Annotated in this window: 18 protein-coding genes; 4 read left to right on the top strand and 14 right to left on the bottom strand. The window is 47.2% G+C overall.

The genetic code is table 11. The annotated features are described in order from the left end of the window. Positions 1 to 23: 23 nt before the first annotated feature. From E1919_RS07540 to E1919_RS07585, 10 genes are all read right to left on the bottom strand, one after another. Positions 24 to 713 carry a fatty acid desaturase gene (locus tag E1919_RS07540; RefSeq protein ID WP_162052742.1) on the bottom strand — a complete coding sequence of 230 codons (690 nt, stop codon included), beginning with the start codon at positions 711 to 713 and terminating at the stop codon, positions 24 to 26. 74 nt (positions 714 to 787) lie between these two features. After that, entirely contained in the window at positions 788 to 1,639 is an 852-nt protein-coding gene (locus tag E1919_RS07545) for a 4-hydroxy-3-methylbut-2-enyl diphosphate reductase (RefSeq protein WP_162052743.1), read from the bottom strand. A gap of 8 nt (positions 1,640 to 1,647) precedes the next feature. Beyond that, entirely contained in the window at positions 1,648 to 2,346 is a 699-nt protein-coding gene (locus E1919_RS07550; protein ID WP_162052744.1) for a lycopene cyclase domain-containing protein, read from the bottom strand. Continuing rightward, positions 2,347 to 2,880, bottom strand: a complete 534-nt coding sequence (locus E1919_RS07555) for a hypothetical protein (protein ID WP_162052745.1) — start codon at positions 2,878 to 2,880, stop codon at positions 2,347 to 2,349. A gap of 3 nt (positions 2,881 to 2,883) precedes the next feature. Beyond that, on the bottom strand, positions 2,884 to 3,717 hold the full coding sequence (locus E1919_RS07560; protein ID WP_162052746.1) for a phytoene/squalene synthase family protein: 834 nt from the start codon (positions 3,715 to 3,717) through the stop codon (positions 2,884 to 2,886). A 23-nt stretch (positions 3,718 to 3,740) separates the two neighbouring features. After that, positions 3,741 to 5,237, bottom strand: a complete 1,497-nt coding sequence (locus E1919_RS07565; protein WP_162052747.1) for a phytoene desaturase family protein — start codon at positions 5,235 to 5,237, stop codon at positions 3,741 to 3,743. A gap of 30 nt (positions 5,238 to 5,267) precedes the next feature. Beyond that, positions 5,268 to 5,783 (bottom strand): RNA polymerase sigma factor, encoded by a 516-nt coding sequence (locus E1919_RS07570; RefSeq protein WP_162052748.1) that lies wholly within the window; start codon positions 5,781 to 5,783, stop codon positions 5,268 to 5,270. A 217-nt stretch (positions 5,784 to 6,000) separates the two neighbouring features. Beyond that, positions 6,001 to 6,876, bottom strand: a complete 876-nt coding sequence (locus tag E1919_RS07575) for a MerR family transcriptional regulator (RefSeq protein ID WP_162052749.1) — start codon at positions 6,874 to 6,876, stop codon at positions 6,001 to 6,003. Continuing rightward, complete coding sequence (locus E1919_RS07580; RefSeq protein WP_162052824.1) at positions 6,848 to 7,342, bottom strand: sterol desaturase family protein; 495 nt, start codon at positions 7,340 to 7,342, stop codon at positions 6,848 to 6,850. The genes E1919_RS07575 and E1919_RS07580 overlap by 29 nt, the downstream gene beginning before the upstream one ends. Before the next feature lie 50 nt (positions 7,343 to 7,392). Continuing rightward, the gene (locus E1919_RS07585; RefSeq protein WP_162052825.1) at positions 7,393 to 8,166 is read right to left on the bottom strand and encodes an enoyl-CoA hydratase/isomerase family protein; all 774 of its coding nucleotides are present in this window, start codon (positions 8,164 to 8,166) and stop codon (positions 7,393 to 7,395) included. A 332-nt stretch (positions 8,167 to 8,498) separates the two neighbouring features. Between E1919_RS07585 and E1919_RS07590 the strand changes: the two genes are divergently transcribed. Continuing rightward, positions 8,499 to 9,104: a TetR/AcrR family transcriptional regulator gene (locus E1919_RS07590; protein ID WP_162052750.1), complete on the top strand. Its 606-nt coding sequence runs from the start codon at positions 8,499 to 8,501 to the stop codon at positions 9,102 to 9,104. 102 nt (positions 9,105 to 9,206) lie between these two features. Here the strand turns inward: E1919_RS07590 and E1919_RS07595 are convergent, their stop codons facing one another. The 3 genes from E1919_RS07595 to E1919_RS07605 form a co-directional block, all read right to left on the bottom strand. After that, positions 9,207 to 10,055 (bottom strand): copper resistance protein NlpE N-terminal domain-containing protein, encoded by an 849-nt coding sequence (locus E1919_RS07595; protein ID WP_162052751.1) that lies wholly within the window; start codon positions 10,053 to 10,055, stop codon positions 9,207 to 9,209. 125 nt (positions 10,056 to 10,180) lie between these two features. After that, positions 10,181 to 11,905 carry a M3 family oligoendopeptidase gene (locus E1919_RS07600; RefSeq protein ID WP_162052752.1) on the bottom strand — a complete coding sequence of 575 codons (1,725 nt, stop codon included), beginning with the start codon at positions 11,903 to 11,905 and terminating at the stop codon, positions 10,181 to 10,183. A 124-nt stretch (positions 11,906 to 12,029) separates the two neighbouring features. After that, complete coding sequence (locus E1919_RS07605; RefSeq protein ID WP_162052753.1) at positions 12,030 to 13,118, bottom strand: 2Fe-2S iron-sulfur cluster-binding protein; 1,089 nt, start codon at positions 13,116 to 13,118, stop codon at positions 12,030 to 12,032. A 264-nt stretch (positions 13,119 to 13,382) separates the two neighbouring features. Between E1919_RS07605 and E1919_RS07610 the strand changes: the two genes are divergently transcribed. The 3 genes from E1919_RS07610 (at position 13,383) to E1919_RS07620 (ending at position 15,621) form a co-directional block, all read left to right on the top strand. Continuing rightward, entirely contained in the window at positions 13,383 to 13,943 is a 561-nt protein-coding gene (locus tag E1919_RS07610) for an HNH endonuclease (RefSeq protein WP_162052754.1), read from the top strand. 46 nt (positions 13,944 to 13,989) lie between these two features. Further along, positions 13,990 to 14,688: a peptidoglycan DD-metalloendopeptidase family protein gene (locus tag E1919_RS07615; protein WP_162052755.1), complete on the top strand. Its 699-nt coding sequence runs from the start codon at positions 13,990 to 13,992 to the stop codon at positions 14,686 to 14,688. 96 nt (positions 14,689 to 14,784) lie between these two features. Then, positions 14,785 to 15,621 (top strand): mechanosensitive ion channel family protein, encoded by an 837-nt coding sequence (locus E1919_RS07620; RefSeq protein WP_162052756.1) that lies wholly within the window; start codon positions 14,785 to 14,787, stop codon positions 15,619 to 15,621. Between the two features lie 109 nt (positions 15,622 to 15,730). Here the strand turns inward: E1919_RS07620 and E1919_RS07625 are convergent, their stop codons facing one another. Further along, positions 15,731 to 16,939 carry an ABC transporter permease gene (locus E1919_RS07625; RefSeq protein ID WP_162052757.1) on the bottom strand — a complete coding sequence of 403 codons (1,209 nt, stop codon included), beginning with the start codon at positions 16,937 to 16,939 and terminating at the stop codon, positions 15,731 to 15,733. Positions 16,940 to 17,000: the final 61 nt, after the last annotated feature.

A 17,000-nucleotide genomic window follows, 5' to 3' on the forward strand; every position in this document is an offset into this window, starting at 1 on the left:
ACCGGCTGAAAATCAGGTAAATTTCAGCCTTTAGCTTTATATAATTGCCACCAAGGTAGATAAGGCTTGTCATGATGCTCGTAGTGGTAGCCAAAGAAGTAGCAGCTTATAAAAGCCCAAACATGGTTTTTAGCCTGTGTTCCGGACTTATGAGGGTTATCTGCAGGGTGCTCTCCACGGTGGGGCAGGTAAGTACCAAAGTAAAAGAGTTGGAAAGTAGCCACTATAGCCGGCAACATCCAGAAGAGGACAACATTCTCCAGCGGGAAAAACAGCTTGAGCACATTAAACGTGATAGCCATCAGAACAATCTGCCACCAGGTAATGTACTGCTTTAGAAAACTTAAATACCAGGGCCAGAAAGAGCCGGCATGATAATCAGGGTCATGTTCCGTGGCTACGTGGCGGTGGTGCTGGTGGTGCCGGGGCAAAAGACGCGGATACCAGTTATAGGCAAACAACAGGGCCGTAACGGTTCCTATAGCTCGGTTCAACTTAGGCCGCCCCGGTGCAACTACGCCATGCATCGCATCATGAGCGGTAATAAAAAGGCCTGTGTACAAGTGCGTCTGCAACAGGAAAAAGAGATAAGTAAATGAAGAGGAGAAGTCAACGGACCATTGTAGCAGATACACCAGCAGACCAGTCCAAAGAGCCACCACTACTGCCGCTATCACCACACCTCTGACGTCGTTACGCCTTACTATCGCCATATATTATTGTTTCTACCTACTAATCAGACACCCGTACGGGCTTTATGTGCTTCGCACAAAGCTATAATTTCATTTTATAAATTATATCCCTTCAAAGCCTCCCGTACCGTTTCCATCAGCCACATAGGCGTGGAAGTAGCACCACAAATGCCGACCGTATCGCCTGGCTGGAACCACTCCGGCTTCAGTTCTTCTACTTTGGAAATAAAACGAGTATTTGGGTTTGTGTCTTTGCAAACCTGGTACAACACCTTACCGTTCGAGGATTTGGTACCGGATACAAAAATAATTTTATTGAATTTAGCCGCAAATTTACGCAGGTCCTTATCACGGTTAGAAACCTGGCGACAAATAGTATCGTTGGCATTTACTTCGTAACCACGCTCTTCCAGTTCTCCTTTTATCTTGTAAAAGCTGTCAGTGCTTTTAGTGGTCTGGCTGTAGAGCGTAATATTAGACGGCAGTTCATGCTGCAGCAATTCCGCCATATTTTCAAAAACCACTGCTTCGTTGCTTGTCTGGCCCAACAGTCCCACCACCTCCGCATGGCCGTGCTTGCCGTAAATAAAGATCTTGTCTTTTTTGTCATAAGAGGTTTTGATGCGGTTCTGCAGCTTTAACACCACAGGGCATGAGGCATCAACCAGCGTGAGGTTGTTCTGCAACGCAATTTGATATGTTTCCGGCGGCTCGCCATGCGCCCGAATCAAAACCGACTCGTTATGCAGTTCCGCCATTTGGGCATGGTCGATGATGCGCAGGCCCCGCTTCTGCAAGCGCTCCACCTCCTCATCGTTGTGCACGATATCGCCTAAGCAGAAAAGGTATCCCTGCTCATCCAGTATATCTTCTGCCATCTGAATGGCATATACCACCCCAAAGCAGAATCCGGAGTTTGAGTCGATGGTTACACTTAGGCTTTGCATATACTCTCTTATACAGCTAAAGACGCATATTGTTTAACTGATTTTCGTTGCCGCAAACTTTCATATACAGAGATAGTTAGCAGCAGCATGAGCATAGAATACATTGTATCCTCTACAGGTATGGAAACTATCCGCAGGCCGAGGTTATAACTATCGTTATACCACACAATGGGCAGGTAGGTAAGAACACCGTTTACCAGCAGAAAAGGCACAAGGTGCACGAGGTAGGCCAGGTAAAACCGGCCCAGGTAGCGTGTGCCAAAGTAGCGCAGATGCACGAGGTGCAGCAAAGCAAGCGCTGTAAAGGTAACAGAAGTATAAAGCTGTGCCATATGAAAAACTGCGATGAGCGGCAGCACCAGCATCAGTACAAGCGCTATGGGTTTGGCGTAAGGCTGCAGCAGGTCTTTTGGGATATAGGCATTCAGTACATCATATATAAACACGCAGGCATAAGGCACTGTGATAAAGAAAAGCACCTCCTCCAGTGGCAGGTTAAACAGGTAAATTCCTGTCAGATACTCCTCGTTGAACCCCCATACCCCTAAATCTGTGAACCAGGCATCCCAGGCCATAAACACTACGGCATTTACAAGTATGGCCGGAAATAATGCCGGCCAGTTCTTATAAAAAGCTACTTTCTTATCAAAAGACAGCAGCAGCGGGAAAAGTATGGTAAAAATGTTGAGGTATAGATAGATGTACATTTAGATGTTGATATTGCGCAATATTTTCTTCTCGGCTTCTGTGCAATGATCTTTTGTGAGCATAAAATCACGTATGGTGCGTGCCAGCGGCTTCGACATACCGGAGTTCGGGTAGTCCTGAAGGCTGCTGATAATCAAATCTTTGTCTTCCTCCACTTGTCCGCTCAGATTCAGGTAGCGTGGCACGTAGTGTTGCAGGGTGAACCGCAGGAAACGTATCTCTGCGTTGTCCTTGTCCAGCGCTACAGCGTCCTCAAAAATGGCATTTGCGGTTCTTACCTGCTTCAGTTTGCTGTAAGGGTTCCACACATATTTGGCCATCACCGCCTCTGATGCCGCTTTATAGGCCAGCAACAGCGGGTCATTTTCGCTGTAGGCGCTCATTTTCTTATGAAACTGCTTCGCCACTGCTTCCTCTTTGCTTGCCTGCAGGTATTGCAAGCGCAACTTTGATACATTATAACGGGCGTCATCGGCCCACGCGCTGCTGTAAAGGAGGACCAGCAGAAACAGGTAAAGAACTTTTTTTGACATGAATTAGAATACGTTTAATCGGTACTTGAGATACGAGCCGAGCAGAAGTGCCAGCTTTGTATTGTCAGGTACTCTTACGCGCTCTTTCAGTATATGGGTTGCCGGAAGTTTCTGTATCTTCCTGAAGAGTTTGAGGTAATAGACGTAGGCCAGATAAACGCCCATCCGCGCAGAGCGCGGCAAAGCCATGATACCGGCGTAGGCATCCTCAAAGTCTCTCAGAATATCTTCCTCGATCTCAACCTTACAGTCGTTACTAAAGTTCATATACTCTACCTTCGGGAAGTAAACCCGGCCACGGTCGTTGTAATCGCTTTTCATGTCGCGAAGGAAGTTAACCTTCTGGAAAGCAGACCCTAAGCTGGCAGCTGGCTTTTTTAACCGCTCAAACATTTCCGCGTCTCCCTCGCAGAACACCTTCAGGCACATCAGCCCTACCACCTCCGCCGAGCCAAAGATGTACTCTTTGTAAAGGGATCGGTCGTATACATGGTCATCAAGGTCCATTTCCATGCTTTTAAGGAAAGCCTCAATGTATTCCTTATCAATGTCGTACTCCTTTACCACGCTCTGGAAAGCGTGCAGCACAGGGTTTAGGCTTATGCCGTTTTCTATCGCCTCGTATGTCTGCTTTTTAAAATCCGCTAGTAGCTGTCGCTTGTTAAAGTCATGGAAAGTATCCACTATCTCATCGGCTATCCGGACAAAACCATAGATGCCGTAGATGGGCATGTGAAACTTTTTATGCAACGTTTTAATACCCAATGTAAATGAGGTACTGTAAGATTCGGTGATAATCTTGCTGCACTTTAAGCAACATTCCTTAAATAGCTCCATGCACTTGATTGGTTTTAGGTACTCTATACTTTTACGGCAAGCGGCGCTGCATACTCCTTTGCCACCTCCTTCGCCACTACCTGTCCCGAAATAAGGGAGGGGGGCACGCCCGGCCCGGGAACAGTTAATTGGCCGGTATAGTAAAGGTTTTTAACTTTTTTGCTTTTTAAGCTCGGCTTCAGCAGCGCCGTCTGCATCAGGGTGTTTGCCAGCCCGTAAGCGTTGCCTTTGAAGGCATTGTAGTCTTGTATAAAGTCTTTGTGGGCGTAGCTGCGCTTGTATATAATACTACTACGAATTTCCTGCTTTGTAAGCCGTTCCAGCCTGTCCATGACCAGGTGAAAGTACTTTTCCCGCACCTCTTCCTTGTCCTCCAGGTCGGGTGCAACGGGTATCAGCACAAATAAATTCTCACAACCTTCAGGGGCAACCGATGAGTCCGTTACAGAAGGGGCAGAAACGTAGAACAGGGGTTTGTTCGGCCACTTCGGATCTGTATATATCTCATGGGCATGCGGCCCGAAATCTTCATCAAAAAACAAATTGTGGTGCTGCAGGTTTTGCAGGCGCTTGTTCACACCAAGGTAAAACAGCAGCGAAGAAGGGGCCATCACACGTTTCTCCCAGTAAGCATCGGAGTAGCTTTGGTAAGCTTTCGGCAGCAATTCTTTCTCTACATGATGATAATCGGCACTGGCCACCACCACATCGGTGTCAAAAACATCTGTGGCTGTCAGCACCTGCTTTGCCACCCCGTTTTGCACGTCTATGCGCTGCACATCCTGGTCATACAAAAATTTTACACCTTTCTCTTCTGCCAGCTTCACCATGCCCTCCACTATTTTATGCATGCCACCCATTGGGTACCAGGTACCCAAACTGATGTCGGCATAGTTCATTAAACTGTAAAGGGCTGGCGTATTCTGGGGCAGAGCGCCAAGGAAAAGAATCGGGAACTCCATCAGCTTGATGATTTTATCGTGGCTGAAAAAGCGGCGGATGTGCTTGTGTATGGATTGAAAGACATCCATGCGCAGCACATCCAAGAGCAGGCGCAGGTTCATAAACTCACTGACGGACCTGCCGGGCTTGTAAACAAGCTGGTTAATACCGACTTCATACTTATAAGAAGCCTGCTCCAGAAACTTGTCTAAAGCGTTGGCGCTGCCCTTATCCAGGCTTTCAAAAAGTTCGCGCAGCTTGTCCATAGAAGCGGGAATTTCCATAAAATCGTCTTCACCGAAAATAACGGTATAAGAAGGGTCCAACCGCAGAAGGTCGTAATAGTCGGAGGTGGTTTTGCCGAAGCGGCGGAAGTAAGATTCAAACACATCAGGCATCCAGTACCAGCTTGGACCCATGTCATAAGTAAACCCCTCGGCAGCGAAGCTTCTGGCCCGTCCACCGGGGCTGCTGTTCTTTTCCAGTACAGTCACCTCATAACCCTGGTCAGCTAGGCAGGTTGCCGCCGATAGACCCGAAAAACCGGATCCGATTACAATTATCTTTTTTTGCGCCATGCAGAGAGGTACAGGTTTTAATATAATTGACTATATATCCCGGTTATACACTTTGAGCGCATGCTTCAGCTCTTTGCGGGCAATGTGGATGCGGTTTTTTACGGTACCAATCGGAATATCAAGTTTCTCTGCTATCTCGAGGTACTTATACCCTATGTAATACATCATAAAAGGGGTCCTATGCTCCTCGCTCAGACTGGCAATCGCTTTGTTTATATCATTCATGACGAAGGTCGCCGTGCCTTTGTTCTGCGTGATATAGCTTTCATCGGTATTCAGGTACTGCAGGTACTCCGAACTGTCGATGTTGCTGCTGCGCTTCGTGATTTTATTGTAATTGTTTATAAACGTGTTGCGCATGATGGTATACAACCATGCCTTCAGGTTTGTCCCTGACTTAAATTTATCACGATTAGTGAGCGCTTTCAGCATTGTTTCCTGCACGAGATCCTTTGCATCATCCGCATCCCGTGTCAGATTCATCGCCACCGGACGAAGAGACAGTACCACATTTTGTACAAGATTATTAAATTCTATAGCAGTCATTTGTTTATACTTTTAAGGTTAAAGCATAAACAAATATACGCAACTATTATATTTTTAACCAATACTGTTTAACTTATTTTCAATAAATATTAAACAATAACGACAAACGACTTATAAAAACCTGTGTATGTACCTATATATAAGGTGAACAGCATAAAAAAACTCCTGCCCCTGTCAAATGTATGACAGGAGCAGGAGTACAGTTTGCGGGATATTTCTACTTTAGTCTATCTACTAGGTCTTGCATACGACTAAGGCGCACCACGTTTTCAGGAAAAACAAGAAAATCATGCTGCACTTGAAAGCCACAGACATATATGGTGCTTTGCGGGAAACGCTGTGAAAGTTTGTTCAGATATGGCTGCACCTGATCCCGCTCAGGTAAAGCAGTCATTACGGTACAGATATATTCTGCCTGAAACTGCTCATGCGTCAGTTCCACATCCTTGAAAGGGAGGTTTTGCCCCAGGTATACCACATGCTGCCCGTTAGCCCTTAGTATATAGTTCATGTAGAGCAGCACCAGTTCATGTAATTCTCCTTCCGGCAAATACAATAAATAAGTGGGGGAATTCTCTTTTCGGCGCAAGACCTGCCCATCTATGGCGACAATCAGTTTCTGCCGGATCAGGTTACTTACAAAGTGCTCGTGTGCGGGAGTAATGTTGTTCGTCTGCCACAGAATACCGATTTTATGCAGAAATGGGTAAACAACTTGCTCCATCGTCTGATGCAGGCCTAGTTGCAGGGTGGCTGTGGAAAGCTGCTTCTCAAACTTCACCTCATCCATATCTACCATGGCCGAGACAAGGATACTAATATGATGGGAGCACTCGCAAGGGGCATCGCATAGTTGTGACACCTTATTTAATATTTGCTGAGGCTCCATCTGCGCTATTTTGGAGATTTTAAAGCCCCGCTCGTTCAGTACTGAAATGTTCAGCAGTGACTTTAAATCGGCATCGTCATAGTAGCGGATGTTGGTATCAGTGCGCTTTGGATTGAGGATTTTATAGCGCTGCTCCCAGATTCGGATAGTATGCGCTTTAATTCCTGAAAGATGTTCAAGTTCCTTGATTGTGTACTGAGCCACGCTTTTCCTTGTTTTTAACTATTTTGTATGCTGTTTTATAATACCGTGGTGCCACCCAAAGCATTCCGAAGGACTCTGAGTCATACTTACCCTTTTTTTTATGATGCACCTTATGCGCCATGTTTAACGCTTTCAGGTAAACGTTAGACGTATTCCCGAAAAGTTTAATGCGCCGATGTATAAACACATCATGAATAAGAAAGTAGGCTACGCCATAAAGTGTTACTCCCGCCCCAATCCAGAACCTGTAATCAATCGGGTCGCTGCCAAAAATAAAGAACAGCATCGCCAAAGTGCCATAATAGGCAAAAAACAGGTCATTGAGCTCAAAAGCATGATTATGACGCGTGTGATGTGACTTGTGCAGGAACCATAAAAACCCGTGCAGCACATGTTTATGCATGACCCAGGCCACGCCTTCCATTGCTACAAAAGTCACTAACATGATCCAGATACCAGTCAGCATACCCAAAGAACAGCAAGTTTAACAAATAGTTTAAAAAATTAAACAGAAGCTTACCAATTAATCGGCTCCTTTTTCAGAAAAGCAGCAATGCCGCGCTGGCAATCTGCGCTGCTTCGGGCCACTGCGTTCATTTCCGAAGCATACTGCAGGCCTTCTTCCAGGCCCATTGACTGCACGCGGGCTATCATCTCTTTGGTAACCTCCATCGACTGACGGGAATTCTCATTACAAAGTTTTTGAGCAAAGGCAAAAACATGCTCTTCCAGCTCGGCTGCCGGCACTACATAGTGTACCAGTCCGTACCGTTCTGCATCTCCTGCTGAAATCAGATCGCCGGTAAGCAGTAGTTGCTTGGCTCTTGACTCACCGATCTTACGCAGCAGGAACACCTTTACAATAGCAGGGATAAAGCCAATCTTTACCTCCGTATAGCCGAATTTTGCTTCAGGCACGGTAAAGCCAAAATCGCAGATAGCCGCAAGCCCACAGCCACCGGCTATAGCATGCCCGTGGATTTGGGCAATCACAACCTTCTTTAAGGTATAAATCATGCGAAACAGCTCCATCAGATGAGTAGAGTCTAGCAGGTTGTCGTGGTAATCGTTTTCCTGCAGGTGTTGGATGTATTCCAAATCAGCTCCGGCACAGAACACTTTCCCTTCCGCGCGCAGCACAATTACCTTACAGGTCTCATCATCCTCAGCCCTGGCAAAAGCGCGCTTCAGTTCCAGTACCACCTCAAAGTTAAGTGCATTACGTTTCTCTGCACGGGCAAGGGTAATATACCCTACCCGCTCTTTCACTTCGTAATGCACAAACTCCATCGTTTGCTTTTCTATTGTATTTGTCAGGTCAGCCATAATTTCATTCTCCATATCTATAACAGGTATAGCTTAAAAAAGATAGACAAGGTTACACAAATACGCAAGCCTATTCAAAAGCTTTAGAAAATAAGCTGAGGCCCCGGCAAGAATACACCTTGTATCTTATTCTTCATAAGAGCAAAAAACAATCCACCTTTTACAGCTGCTGTACATCAGAGGTGCCTGCTAACACCCTTATTGCCAATATGTGCGCCAAACAACAGTTAATAAAAAACAAATTTGCTAACGGTTGTTAGGCTTGCTATCTTTGGTAAGAACAAACAGCGGTAGTATTGAGCAGAAAAAAACAAATAGAGCAGACGGCCACAGCGCTTTTTAAGTCAAAGGGTTTTTCTGCTACATCCATGCGTGACTTGGCAAACGCCTTGGGCATAGAGGCTGCCAGTATTTATTCTCATATTAAATCGAAGGAAGAGATTCTGCAGCGGGTGTGTTTTAGGATGGCAGATGAGTTTTTTGAGGCCATAGATGCCGCAGAGGCAACAGGAGGCACGGCTACGGAGCGGCTGCAGCATGCAATTACTGCCCATGTACAGGTACTTACTAATAACACAGAGGCCTCCGCTGTATTCCTGCACGAGTGGCGCCACCTGAGCGAGCCTTATCACAGCCAGTTTCTGTCCCTGCGCGACACGTATGAGGCGCGCTTCCGTGGAATAATAAAGACTGGTATCAAGAATGAAGAGTTTATGGTGCCGGATGAGAAATTCGCGGCTCTAACCATACTTTCCGGCCTGAACTGGATTCATACCTGGTATAAGCCGGAAGGCAAAATGACGCCGGCAGAAATCGCCGACAATTTATCTCTTATGCTGCTAATGGGCTTGAAAACTAAAACAGACACTACTTTACCTAAATCTCACCTTACAACACCTTAAAAAACAAGCTTAACCTGCCGGGACAGAGATGGACGGCAGCATTAAACAGAGGCCCTGGCTATACCTATAGCCAGGGCCTCTGTTCTTTAGTTTTACTTACTCTTAACGACCTGCCTCCCCAAGGTATTTTCCACAGCCCACAAAGCGCTCTCCCTTCGCTACGACCTGAACGGTATAAGGTAGCATGCTGCCAGACATGGAATCTGTGCATGGCGTCTCTGTCAGTTCTACCACCAGTTCGCCATCTTCTGTTTGGGCAAAATACCTCGTTGTGCTTCCTTCTGTGGCAGGCGCTGGCAAAGGAGCGCTTAATGAAACAGTCTCGGAAGGACGCGTTTTAAAATACATGCCTTCTTCTAAGTCTATCTCCAGCAACCAGCCTGGTTCATTCCCTGTCGCAACAAAGTCAACCCCCACTCTCCCAGTCCATAGTTGCGTATCTGTTTCTGTCAACTCAGGCTCTCTCCTTAACCGGTACATGTCCGCAATCGGTGTTTCGATGGGATTGCCGCTTTCGTCCAGCATGTTCAATTCTCCGGCAGTAGACAAATCAAACCTTGTCGGTTCAGCATCCCTGTTGTTTAACTCCAGCACACCCTCCTCCGTTATTCGCCAGGTACCAGTCCGGATAGTTGCTCCTGTGTCTCTATTCTGATAAACCCGTGTCTCTTCGAAAGTGTTATCTTCATTCAGCAGGAGGTCATACGTAATGCCGGGGCAGTTGATACAAGGAATTACCCCATGCCAGGTGCCTACCACGTAAGGCATGCTGTTCGGCAATAAACCTCCCCCCACACCCACATCTACAGGACCTATATCTAGAGGCCCGGAGGGTTCTAAAGGTCCGGAGGATACAGTAGTTGCTGCTGTGTTGTTAATTGGATTGGTTGTACAGGCAGCCGATACCCATAACAGCAGCCCTATATAAATACTCTTATTGATTGTTTTCATACTGCTTTGTACGACCTTCGCTCCCGTGCTGTTCATATTAAGCAGTTCCACACGCCAATCTTATCTAAAAATAAGAAGCCCCGCATTAAATTGCGAGGCTTCTTGTATGGGTATACAGAAGAAAGTTAAATCTTCTCCATCTCTTCCTGTACAAAATCTGCCAGGCTCTTGATATAGTCTGTGCTGAAGTCGAATTTTATACCGGCAGCCTCGTATACCTCCCCGATGGAGACGGTATAGCCCAGGCTCAGGGCACGCTTGTAAGCGGCCAGCCCTTCGGCAGGATTTTCTTTGTAGTTCTTCCAGACGGCGATAGCGCCTAACTGCGCCATGGCATACTCTATATAATAGAACGGCACCTCATATATATGCAGCTGTTTCTGCCAGGTAAAAGGCTTATACTGCTCCAGCCCATCCCAACTAACCAACTTGTGGTTAAATTTCTCAAAAATACTAATCCACTCCTGATGGCGCTGCTCCGGGGTCTGCTCCGGGTGCTCGTAAATCCAGTGCTGAAATTTATCTACCGTAGCCACCCACGGAAATGTCTCCAGTACACTCTCCAGATGGGTGCGCTTGGCACGACGCAGTTCGTCTTCGTCCTTGAAAAAGGTGTCCCAGTAATCCATCGAAATGAGTTCCATTGACATGGAGGCCAGCTCGGCCACCTCAGAAGGCGGATGCTTAAAGGCGTTCAGGCTCATCTCCCGCGTCAGGAAGGAGTGTACGGCGTGGCCACCTTCGTGCAGCATCGTGATAACATCGCGGAGGCTGGAGGTAGCATTCATAAAGATAAAGGGCACCCCTATTTCATCCAGCGGATAGTTATACCCGCCAGGCGCTTTCCCTTTTCTCGACTCTAGGTCCAGGTGACCCATCTCCCGCATGGTAGCAAGGCAGTCGCCCAGGAAAGTATCTAACTTATAAAATACCTGCACTGTTTTCTCCAGCAGTTCTTCGCCTTTCCGGAAAGGTTCTAAGGGTTTTTTGCCGCTTGGGTCCACGTCTAAATCCCATGGCCGCAGTTGCTCTAAGCCTAGCTTTAACTTGCGCTCCTCATCTATTTTTGTGAGCAAAGGCACAATCGTCTCCTGTATGGATTGATGAAAGTCAAAACAGTCTTGTGGTGTATAATCGAAGCGGCCAAGGGCGGCAAACATATAGTCCCGGAAGTTGGTGAAGTCGGCGTTCAGGGCAAGCTGGTTTCGCAGTTGCAACAGCTCATCGAAAAGGCTGTCCAGTTTCCCGCGGTCCTCAAATCGGCGATCATGTATGGCACGCCATGCTTCCTCGCGCACGGCACGGTCTGTTTTCTTCAGCCGGTCGGCGGCACGCTGCAGCGTCATTTCCTCACCGTCCAGCGTCACGGTCATGGCTCCAGTTATGGCGGCATACTGCTGCTGCTTTGTGCTTATCTCGGTTTGCAACGGAATGTTCTCTTCCCGGAAAATTTCCAATGCGCGCTCCACCCCGCGCAAATAGATTTTATACTTTTCCTTGTCGAGGCCATTCACGTAAGGTGAATGCATCAGCTTCAGATTAAGCTCATGGTCGTAGGGTGCAATCTGAGGCTCAATCTCGGAGACAAAATACTGGAACGCCTTTGTGGTTTCATCATTTTGTGTGTCGCAGGTCATCCGGATGTAGCGCCAGCCAAGGTCCTCAGACAGCACACTTTCCAGCTCGCTTCGGTCTTGCATCCACTTCTCCATTTCCTCTACTGAATTTATTTCGCGCGCTTTCAGCTCATCAAAGTATGGCTGCAAAGTCTGCCAGGATTCTATTTTAAAATCCTCTGATAGGTATACCCTTGGCTTCCGTTTCGGAATTGCCAGCTCGGTTGTCTGCATTGTTATTATGGCAATAAATATTTTGAAAACACAATATATTGACTTCTTACGAAAGTACAAAAAAAAGGCAGCGCCACAAATAAATATTTTAAGTTGCGCTGCCTTTGTATACGTTATAAAGCGCTTACCCGATTTCTATTATAACATTACTTGTTACAGGATGCCCCACACAGTTCAGCACATAGCCTTCTTCTATCTCAGCATCAGATAAGCCGTCACTCTCCTCCAGGTGCACTTTTCCACTCAGGCATTTGCCCCGGCAGGCAGTGCACAGGCCTGCCTGGCAGGAGTACGGCAGGTCAATATCCTGTTCCAGGGCCGCCTCCAGTATCGTCTGGTCAGGCTCCACCTTTACAGCATATTCGGCGCCTTCGTAAATAATAGTAATGGTTTGCGTTGTAATTTCTCCGTCATCATCTGAAGTGCCCACAGTGCCATGCTGCGGTTGCTCTTCCTCCTGCCCTGCCTGCTTGCTGCTCACAAAACTCTCCCGGAAAATACGCTCTGCCGGCACATGCAACACCTCCAGCGCATGCCGCACCTCCTGCATCATACCTTCCGGGCCACACACATAGTACACAGCCTCCTGAAGTCTGCTTAACTGCAGGCGCTCCAGAATCTTCAGGATAAGGCTTTGGTTCATGCGGCCGCGGTGCTCGCAGTCATGCTTCGGCTGGCTGTAAATATACTCCACGTGCAGGCGGCCGGGGTTAGCGGCTTTTAACTGCTGTAGCTGCTCTCTGAAAATGACAGCGTTTTCGTCGCGGTTACCATACAGTAACGTCACCTTGCTGCTTGGCTCTTCTGCCAATACTGCCTTTAATATTGACATGAGTGGCGTAATGCCGCTACCGGCACCAAACAGAAGGACCTGGCGCTGGTTTGTAGGGGCGCAGGTAAGGCAGAAGTTGCCGACTGGCTCCATCACTTTTACCTCCTGCCCTACCTGCAGGCGCTCTATCAAATAATTTGACACGAGGCCTCCATCTACGCGCTTCACCGTTACGGCAAGGCGTGGGGCCTCATGTGGCGTGCTGCTCAGGGAATAGGAACGGCGTACTTCCTTGCCATCAATGGGCAAAATCAGCGTCAGGAACTGGCCGGGTTTATAGGTGATGCTTTTCTTTTCAGGATGCTCAAAATGTATGGTAATGGCATCTGGTGTTTCTCTTGTGATAGCTACAACCTTCAGGTTGAGGTAAGGAATACTCATGTTTGTACTATGTTATCGCTAAATTATCTTGCTTAAGAACTACATACAAAGCTGAAAGTTACAAGAATCCGGACTGTTCTGAGAAATATGCGTATAGAAATTGGCGATACAGGAAGTAATCCATAAAAAGAATAACATTTTTTATGAATATTAGTTGTAATAGATATAAAAAAAGCTGCAACTTTACAGCACGCTGCGTCAGTAGTACGGCAAAATGCCAACTGCCTATGCCTCTTACCTGGTCCTTGTATTAATGAAAACAACATGCTGTACAAACTAACCCTCAAAAACTGTGAAAAAACGGTAGTCGTAGACGACAGAACCTACGAATACATACAGAAAAACGTGTACCTGCAACAGATAGAATTTCTGAAGCATTTGCGCATCCACTCCAACGGCTATGCCTTCTTTCAGAAGAACTGGCCTCTCAAAAACGGCAAGTACCGCAACGAGACAATTTACCTGCATAAAATGATTGGTGAGCAGCTGCTCAAGAAGCCAGAAAGTGACCTGAAGCTCTATGTACACTTCAAGAACGGTAATAAACTAGACTGCCGCCTCGAAAACCTGGAGTGGGCACCGCTTTGTAAGATTGTACGTAACACCTCCAAAACAGGGAACAAGCTGGGCGTGCGCGGGGTGCACAAGGAGGCGCAAAAGTATCGGGCCATCATTCACTTTAACAAGCAGCGCATTAACCTGGGCACCTTTGAGACGCTACAGGAAGCAGCCTCAGCCTACAGCAAGAAATCCGAAGAGCTTTTCGGCAAGACAAAAAGCCTTAAAACCCTCACGAAGCATGTAGAGGAAGAGGCGGTAAGTTAATTTCTGCTTATACTTGCAGGAGGTTCTTTTCACCCTCCTCTTATTTATGCAACAACCAACTCACCTTAGCGAAATACTAAGCAGGCACAGCCATGCCTTTGCCCCTGTACTGGCCGCTGACCTGAATGCTGACAATGTCTGCACCTTAGATTTCACGGCTGCCAACACCCTGCTGCAACAAACAGATTTACAGGACACTGCAGCTTTCAACGCGGCAGTGCAGCAAATGCTGCAGGCGCAAAGTGCCGCCGTAGGCGTGGGCGGCTATTTGGAAGACCGATTTATATACCGCCGCAGCCAGCATTTTGATGTAGCCTCCGAAAGCCGCAACCTGCACCTGGGGGTGGATGTATGGCTGGAGGCAGGCACCGCAGTCTTCACTCCTTTGGACGCCGTGGTACATTCTTTTGCGGACAACGATAACTTCGGCGACTACGGCCCTACTATCATCCTGCAGCACGAACTGGAGGGCGTCCCCTTCTATACCCTTTACGGCCACCTGACCCGTACCTCGCTGCAGGAACTGCAAACAGGTCAGCCATTTTCTAAGGGCGATAAGATTGCCGAAGTCGGCCCTTACCCGGAAAACGGCCACTGGCCTCCACACCTACACTTTCAGGTAATGGCTTCTATGGAGGGCAAACAAGGGGATTATCCGGGCGTGGCTACAACTTCAGAAAGAGCTAAATATCAGATTCTTTGCCCCAACCCGAACCTGATACTGCAGTGCCGCCACCTGGCATAACCTTGCAAAGCCTTTAAATTTTAAGTAAAATTGCCACCTTTTGGCGCTGCTTTAGCTGGCAGCGTCTTTTTTTTAAACATCAAATTGTATTAAGAGATGGTGCTGGATGTCGATTCCATTCGCGAGATGGTATTAAACTTAGCCATGGTGTATGGCTTCAGGCTTGTGGTGGCTATACTGATTTTGATTATAGGCTCCTGGGTCGTCAGGCGCATGAACCGGCTGCTGCAAAACCTGATGCTGCGCAAAGGCGTGGATGAGTCTCTGCGGCCATTTCTGGGTAGTATCATCAATATCGCGTTGTGGGTATTGCTAATTGTGCTGGTGGTGGCGCAATTGGGCCTTGAGATGACTTCTTTTATTGCCGTACTTGGTTCTGCCGGCCTGGCAATTGGCCTGGCACTGCAGGGCAGCCTTTCTAACTTTGCCGGGGGCGTCCTCATTCTCACTATTAAGCCGTTCAGGGTAGGCGACTTTATTGAGGCGCAGGGGCAAATGGGTACGGTACATCTGATTAACATCTTCAACACAGTTATTAAAACAGGTAATAACCAGGTCATCTATATGCCAAACGGCCCGCTGGCATCAAGTGTGGTAATCAACTACTCTGTGGAGCCAACACGCCGTATGGAACTCAACCTGGTCATCAGCCCGGAAAACAATTTGGTGACTGTAAAACGTTTACTCCAGGAGCTCATTGAAACAGATCCGCGCATACTCTCTGAGCCTGCTCCGGTAATTGCTGTAACCGCTTTTACCGAGTATTCCCTCACCATCAGTATGCGCCTCTGGGCTAAAAAAGAAGAGTTCTGGCCGCTGAACTGGGAGATGAACGAACGTGTGAAAATAGCCTTTGAAGAAAACGTTGTGAAGGCGCCAGCACCTATCCAAAAGCGCGAGATGGTTACCGTGCAGCAGCACAACAAGGCTTAAAGCTTTTTGAAGTTATCAGTATAAGTTGAAAGCCCCGCCGTTACGTGGGGCTTTCAACTTATAGAAGAATGGATTTATTGATTCAACAACCGCCTATTCTGCAACTGTCTTAATCGAATTTAATCGCCTTCACCGGCCTGATCCGCGAAACCATGGCAGCAGGTATAAGGATAGCCAGCATGGTGAGCAGGAGGGTAATAACATTAAGCCCAATGATAATACCGGCATTCCAACTGATAGGAACAGTGTCCATGTAGTAGTTCTCCGGGTCGAGCGGGATGATTTTGAAGTAATACTGTATAGCGCAGAAACCAAGGCCGATTATGTTCCCCCATATCAACCCTTTAATGGTAAGTTTCAGACCGCGAAAGTAAAAGACTTCCCGTATCTGCGCATCGGTAGCACCTACCGCCTTCAGCACCCCTATCATATTTATGCGCTCTATAATCATGATAAAAACCGTGGAAACCATGTTAAATGAAGCCACGAAAATAATAAGCACCAGAAAGATAACAACGTTTTTACGCAGCAGTTTGAGCCAGTCGAACAGCTGCGCGTGCCGATCTGTGATTTTCTCCAGTTGCAAATCATAGTTCATTTGCTCAAACACCTGGTCTGCCGCCTGGTCTATTTGCTCAAAGTCTTTGAGCACAATTTCGATACCTCCCACCAGTGTATCTGGCCAGTTGTTCAGCTCCCGTATCAACTGAATATCACCGATAACGAAAACCTCGTCAAATTCTTCTAAGCCTGTATTAAAAATGCCTTTTACCTGTAATTTCCGGGCACGTGGCGGATTTTGTATAAAATAAAAAATGGCCTCATCGCCTACTTCCAGACTCAGCTTACTTGCCACGCTCTGGCTGATGAGCACTTCTTTTGACGATGCCGTATCAGTATACGAAATCAGCTCGCCAGATCTGAGGTTCTGCTGCATGGAGTTCATGTCATAGTCTTCTCCCACTCCTTTCAGCACTACCCCGAGTACTTCATCGTCTGTCTTAATAATGGCTGTTTTGCGGGCAAAAGCCTGAATCCGCTGGATACCTGCCACGGAATCTGCCACCCCGATGTTCCTGCTGATGGGTGCCCCTTCCAGCGAATTATTGGTGTCGTATTTGCTCACCTGCAGGTGTGCCCCGAAGGAAAAAATCTTTTGCCTGATCTCGTACTGGAAGCCTTCGAGAATAGCAAAAGATACGATCATGATGGCAATGCCTGCAGCTATGCTGATTATTGCTATTTTTGTAACCGACGACGTAAATGAGCCGGTTTGTACTTCTGATATTTTATCAGATATATATTTGGAGATATTCACTCGCCTTATTTCTTAACAGCTTTAAAGATAGGTATGAATTTTGACTTCTACCTTATGACTA

The organism is Pontibacter pamirensis (genome assembly GCF_010015475.1).
Classification (GTDB): domain Bacteria; phylum Bacteroidota; class Bacteroidia; order Cytophagales; family Hymenobacteraceae; genus Pontibacter; species Pontibacter pamirensis.

What these genes read in the sequence shown, in the direction of transcription:
- E1919_RS07570 (WP_162052748.1), bottom strand. Translation starts at nt 5,783, where the DNA reads ATGACTGCTATAGAATTTAATAATCTTGTACAAAATGTGGTACTGTCT.
- E1919_RS07560 (WP_162052746.1), bottom strand. Translation starts at nt 3,717, where the DNA reads ATGGAGCTATTTAAGGAATGTTGCTTAAAGTGCAGCAAGATTATCACC.
- E1919_RS07605 (WP_162052753.1), bottom strand. Translation starts at nt 13,118, where the DNA reads ATGAGTATTCCTTACCTCAACCTGAAGGTTGTAGCTATCACAAGAGAA.
- E1919_RS07600 (WP_162052752.1), bottom strand. Translation starts at nt 11,905, where the DNA reads ATGCAGACAACCGAGCTGGCAATTCCGAAACGGAAGCCAAGGGTATAC.
- E1919_RS07595 (WP_162052751.1), bottom strand. Translation starts at nt 10,055, where the DNA reads ATGAAAACAATCAATAAGAGTATTTATATAGGGCTGCTGTTATGGGTA.
- E1919_RS07555 (WP_162052745.1), bottom strand. Translation starts at nt 2,880, where the DNA reads ATGTCAAAAAAAGTTCTTTACCTGTTTCTGCTGGTCCTCCTTTACAGC.
- E1919_RS07615 (WP_162052755.1), top strand. Translation starts at nt 13,990, where the DNA reads ATGCAACAACCAACTCACCTTAGCGAAATACTAAGCAGGCACAGCCAT.
- E1919_RS07565 (WP_162052747.1), bottom strand. Translation starts at nt 5,237, where the DNA reads ATGGCGCAAAAAAAGATAATTGTAATCGGATCCGGTTTTTCGGGTCTA.
- E1919_RS07540 (WP_162052742.1), bottom strand. Translation starts at nt 713, where the DNA reads ATGGCGATAGTAAGGCGTAACGACGTCAGAGGTGTGGTGATAGCGGCA.
- E1919_RS07580 (WP_162052824.1), bottom strand. Translation starts at nt 7,342, where the DNA reads ATGCTGACTGGTATCTGGATCATGTTAGTGACTTTTGTAGCAATGGAA.
- E1919_RS07550 (WP_162052744.1), bottom strand. Translation starts at nt 2,346, where the DNA reads ATGTACATCTATCTATACCTCAACATTTTTACCATACTTTTCCCGCTG.
- E1919_RS07545 (WP_162052743.1), bottom strand. Translation starts at nt 1,639, where the DNA reads ATGCAAAGCCTAAGTGTAACCATCGACTCAAACTCCGGATTCTGCTTT.
- E1919_RS07620 (WP_162052756.1), top strand. Translation starts at nt 14,785, where the DNA reads ATGGTGCTGGATGTCGATTCCATTCGCGAGATGGTATTAAACTTAGCC.
- E1919_RS07585 (WP_162052825.1), bottom strand. Translation starts at nt 8,166, where the DNA reads ATGGAGTTTGTGCATTACGAAGTGAAAGAGCGGGTAGGGTATATTACC.
- E1919_RS07610 (WP_162052754.1), top strand. Translation starts at nt 13,383, where the DNA reads ATGCTGTACAAACTAACCCTCAAAAACTGTGAAAAAACGGTAGTCGTA.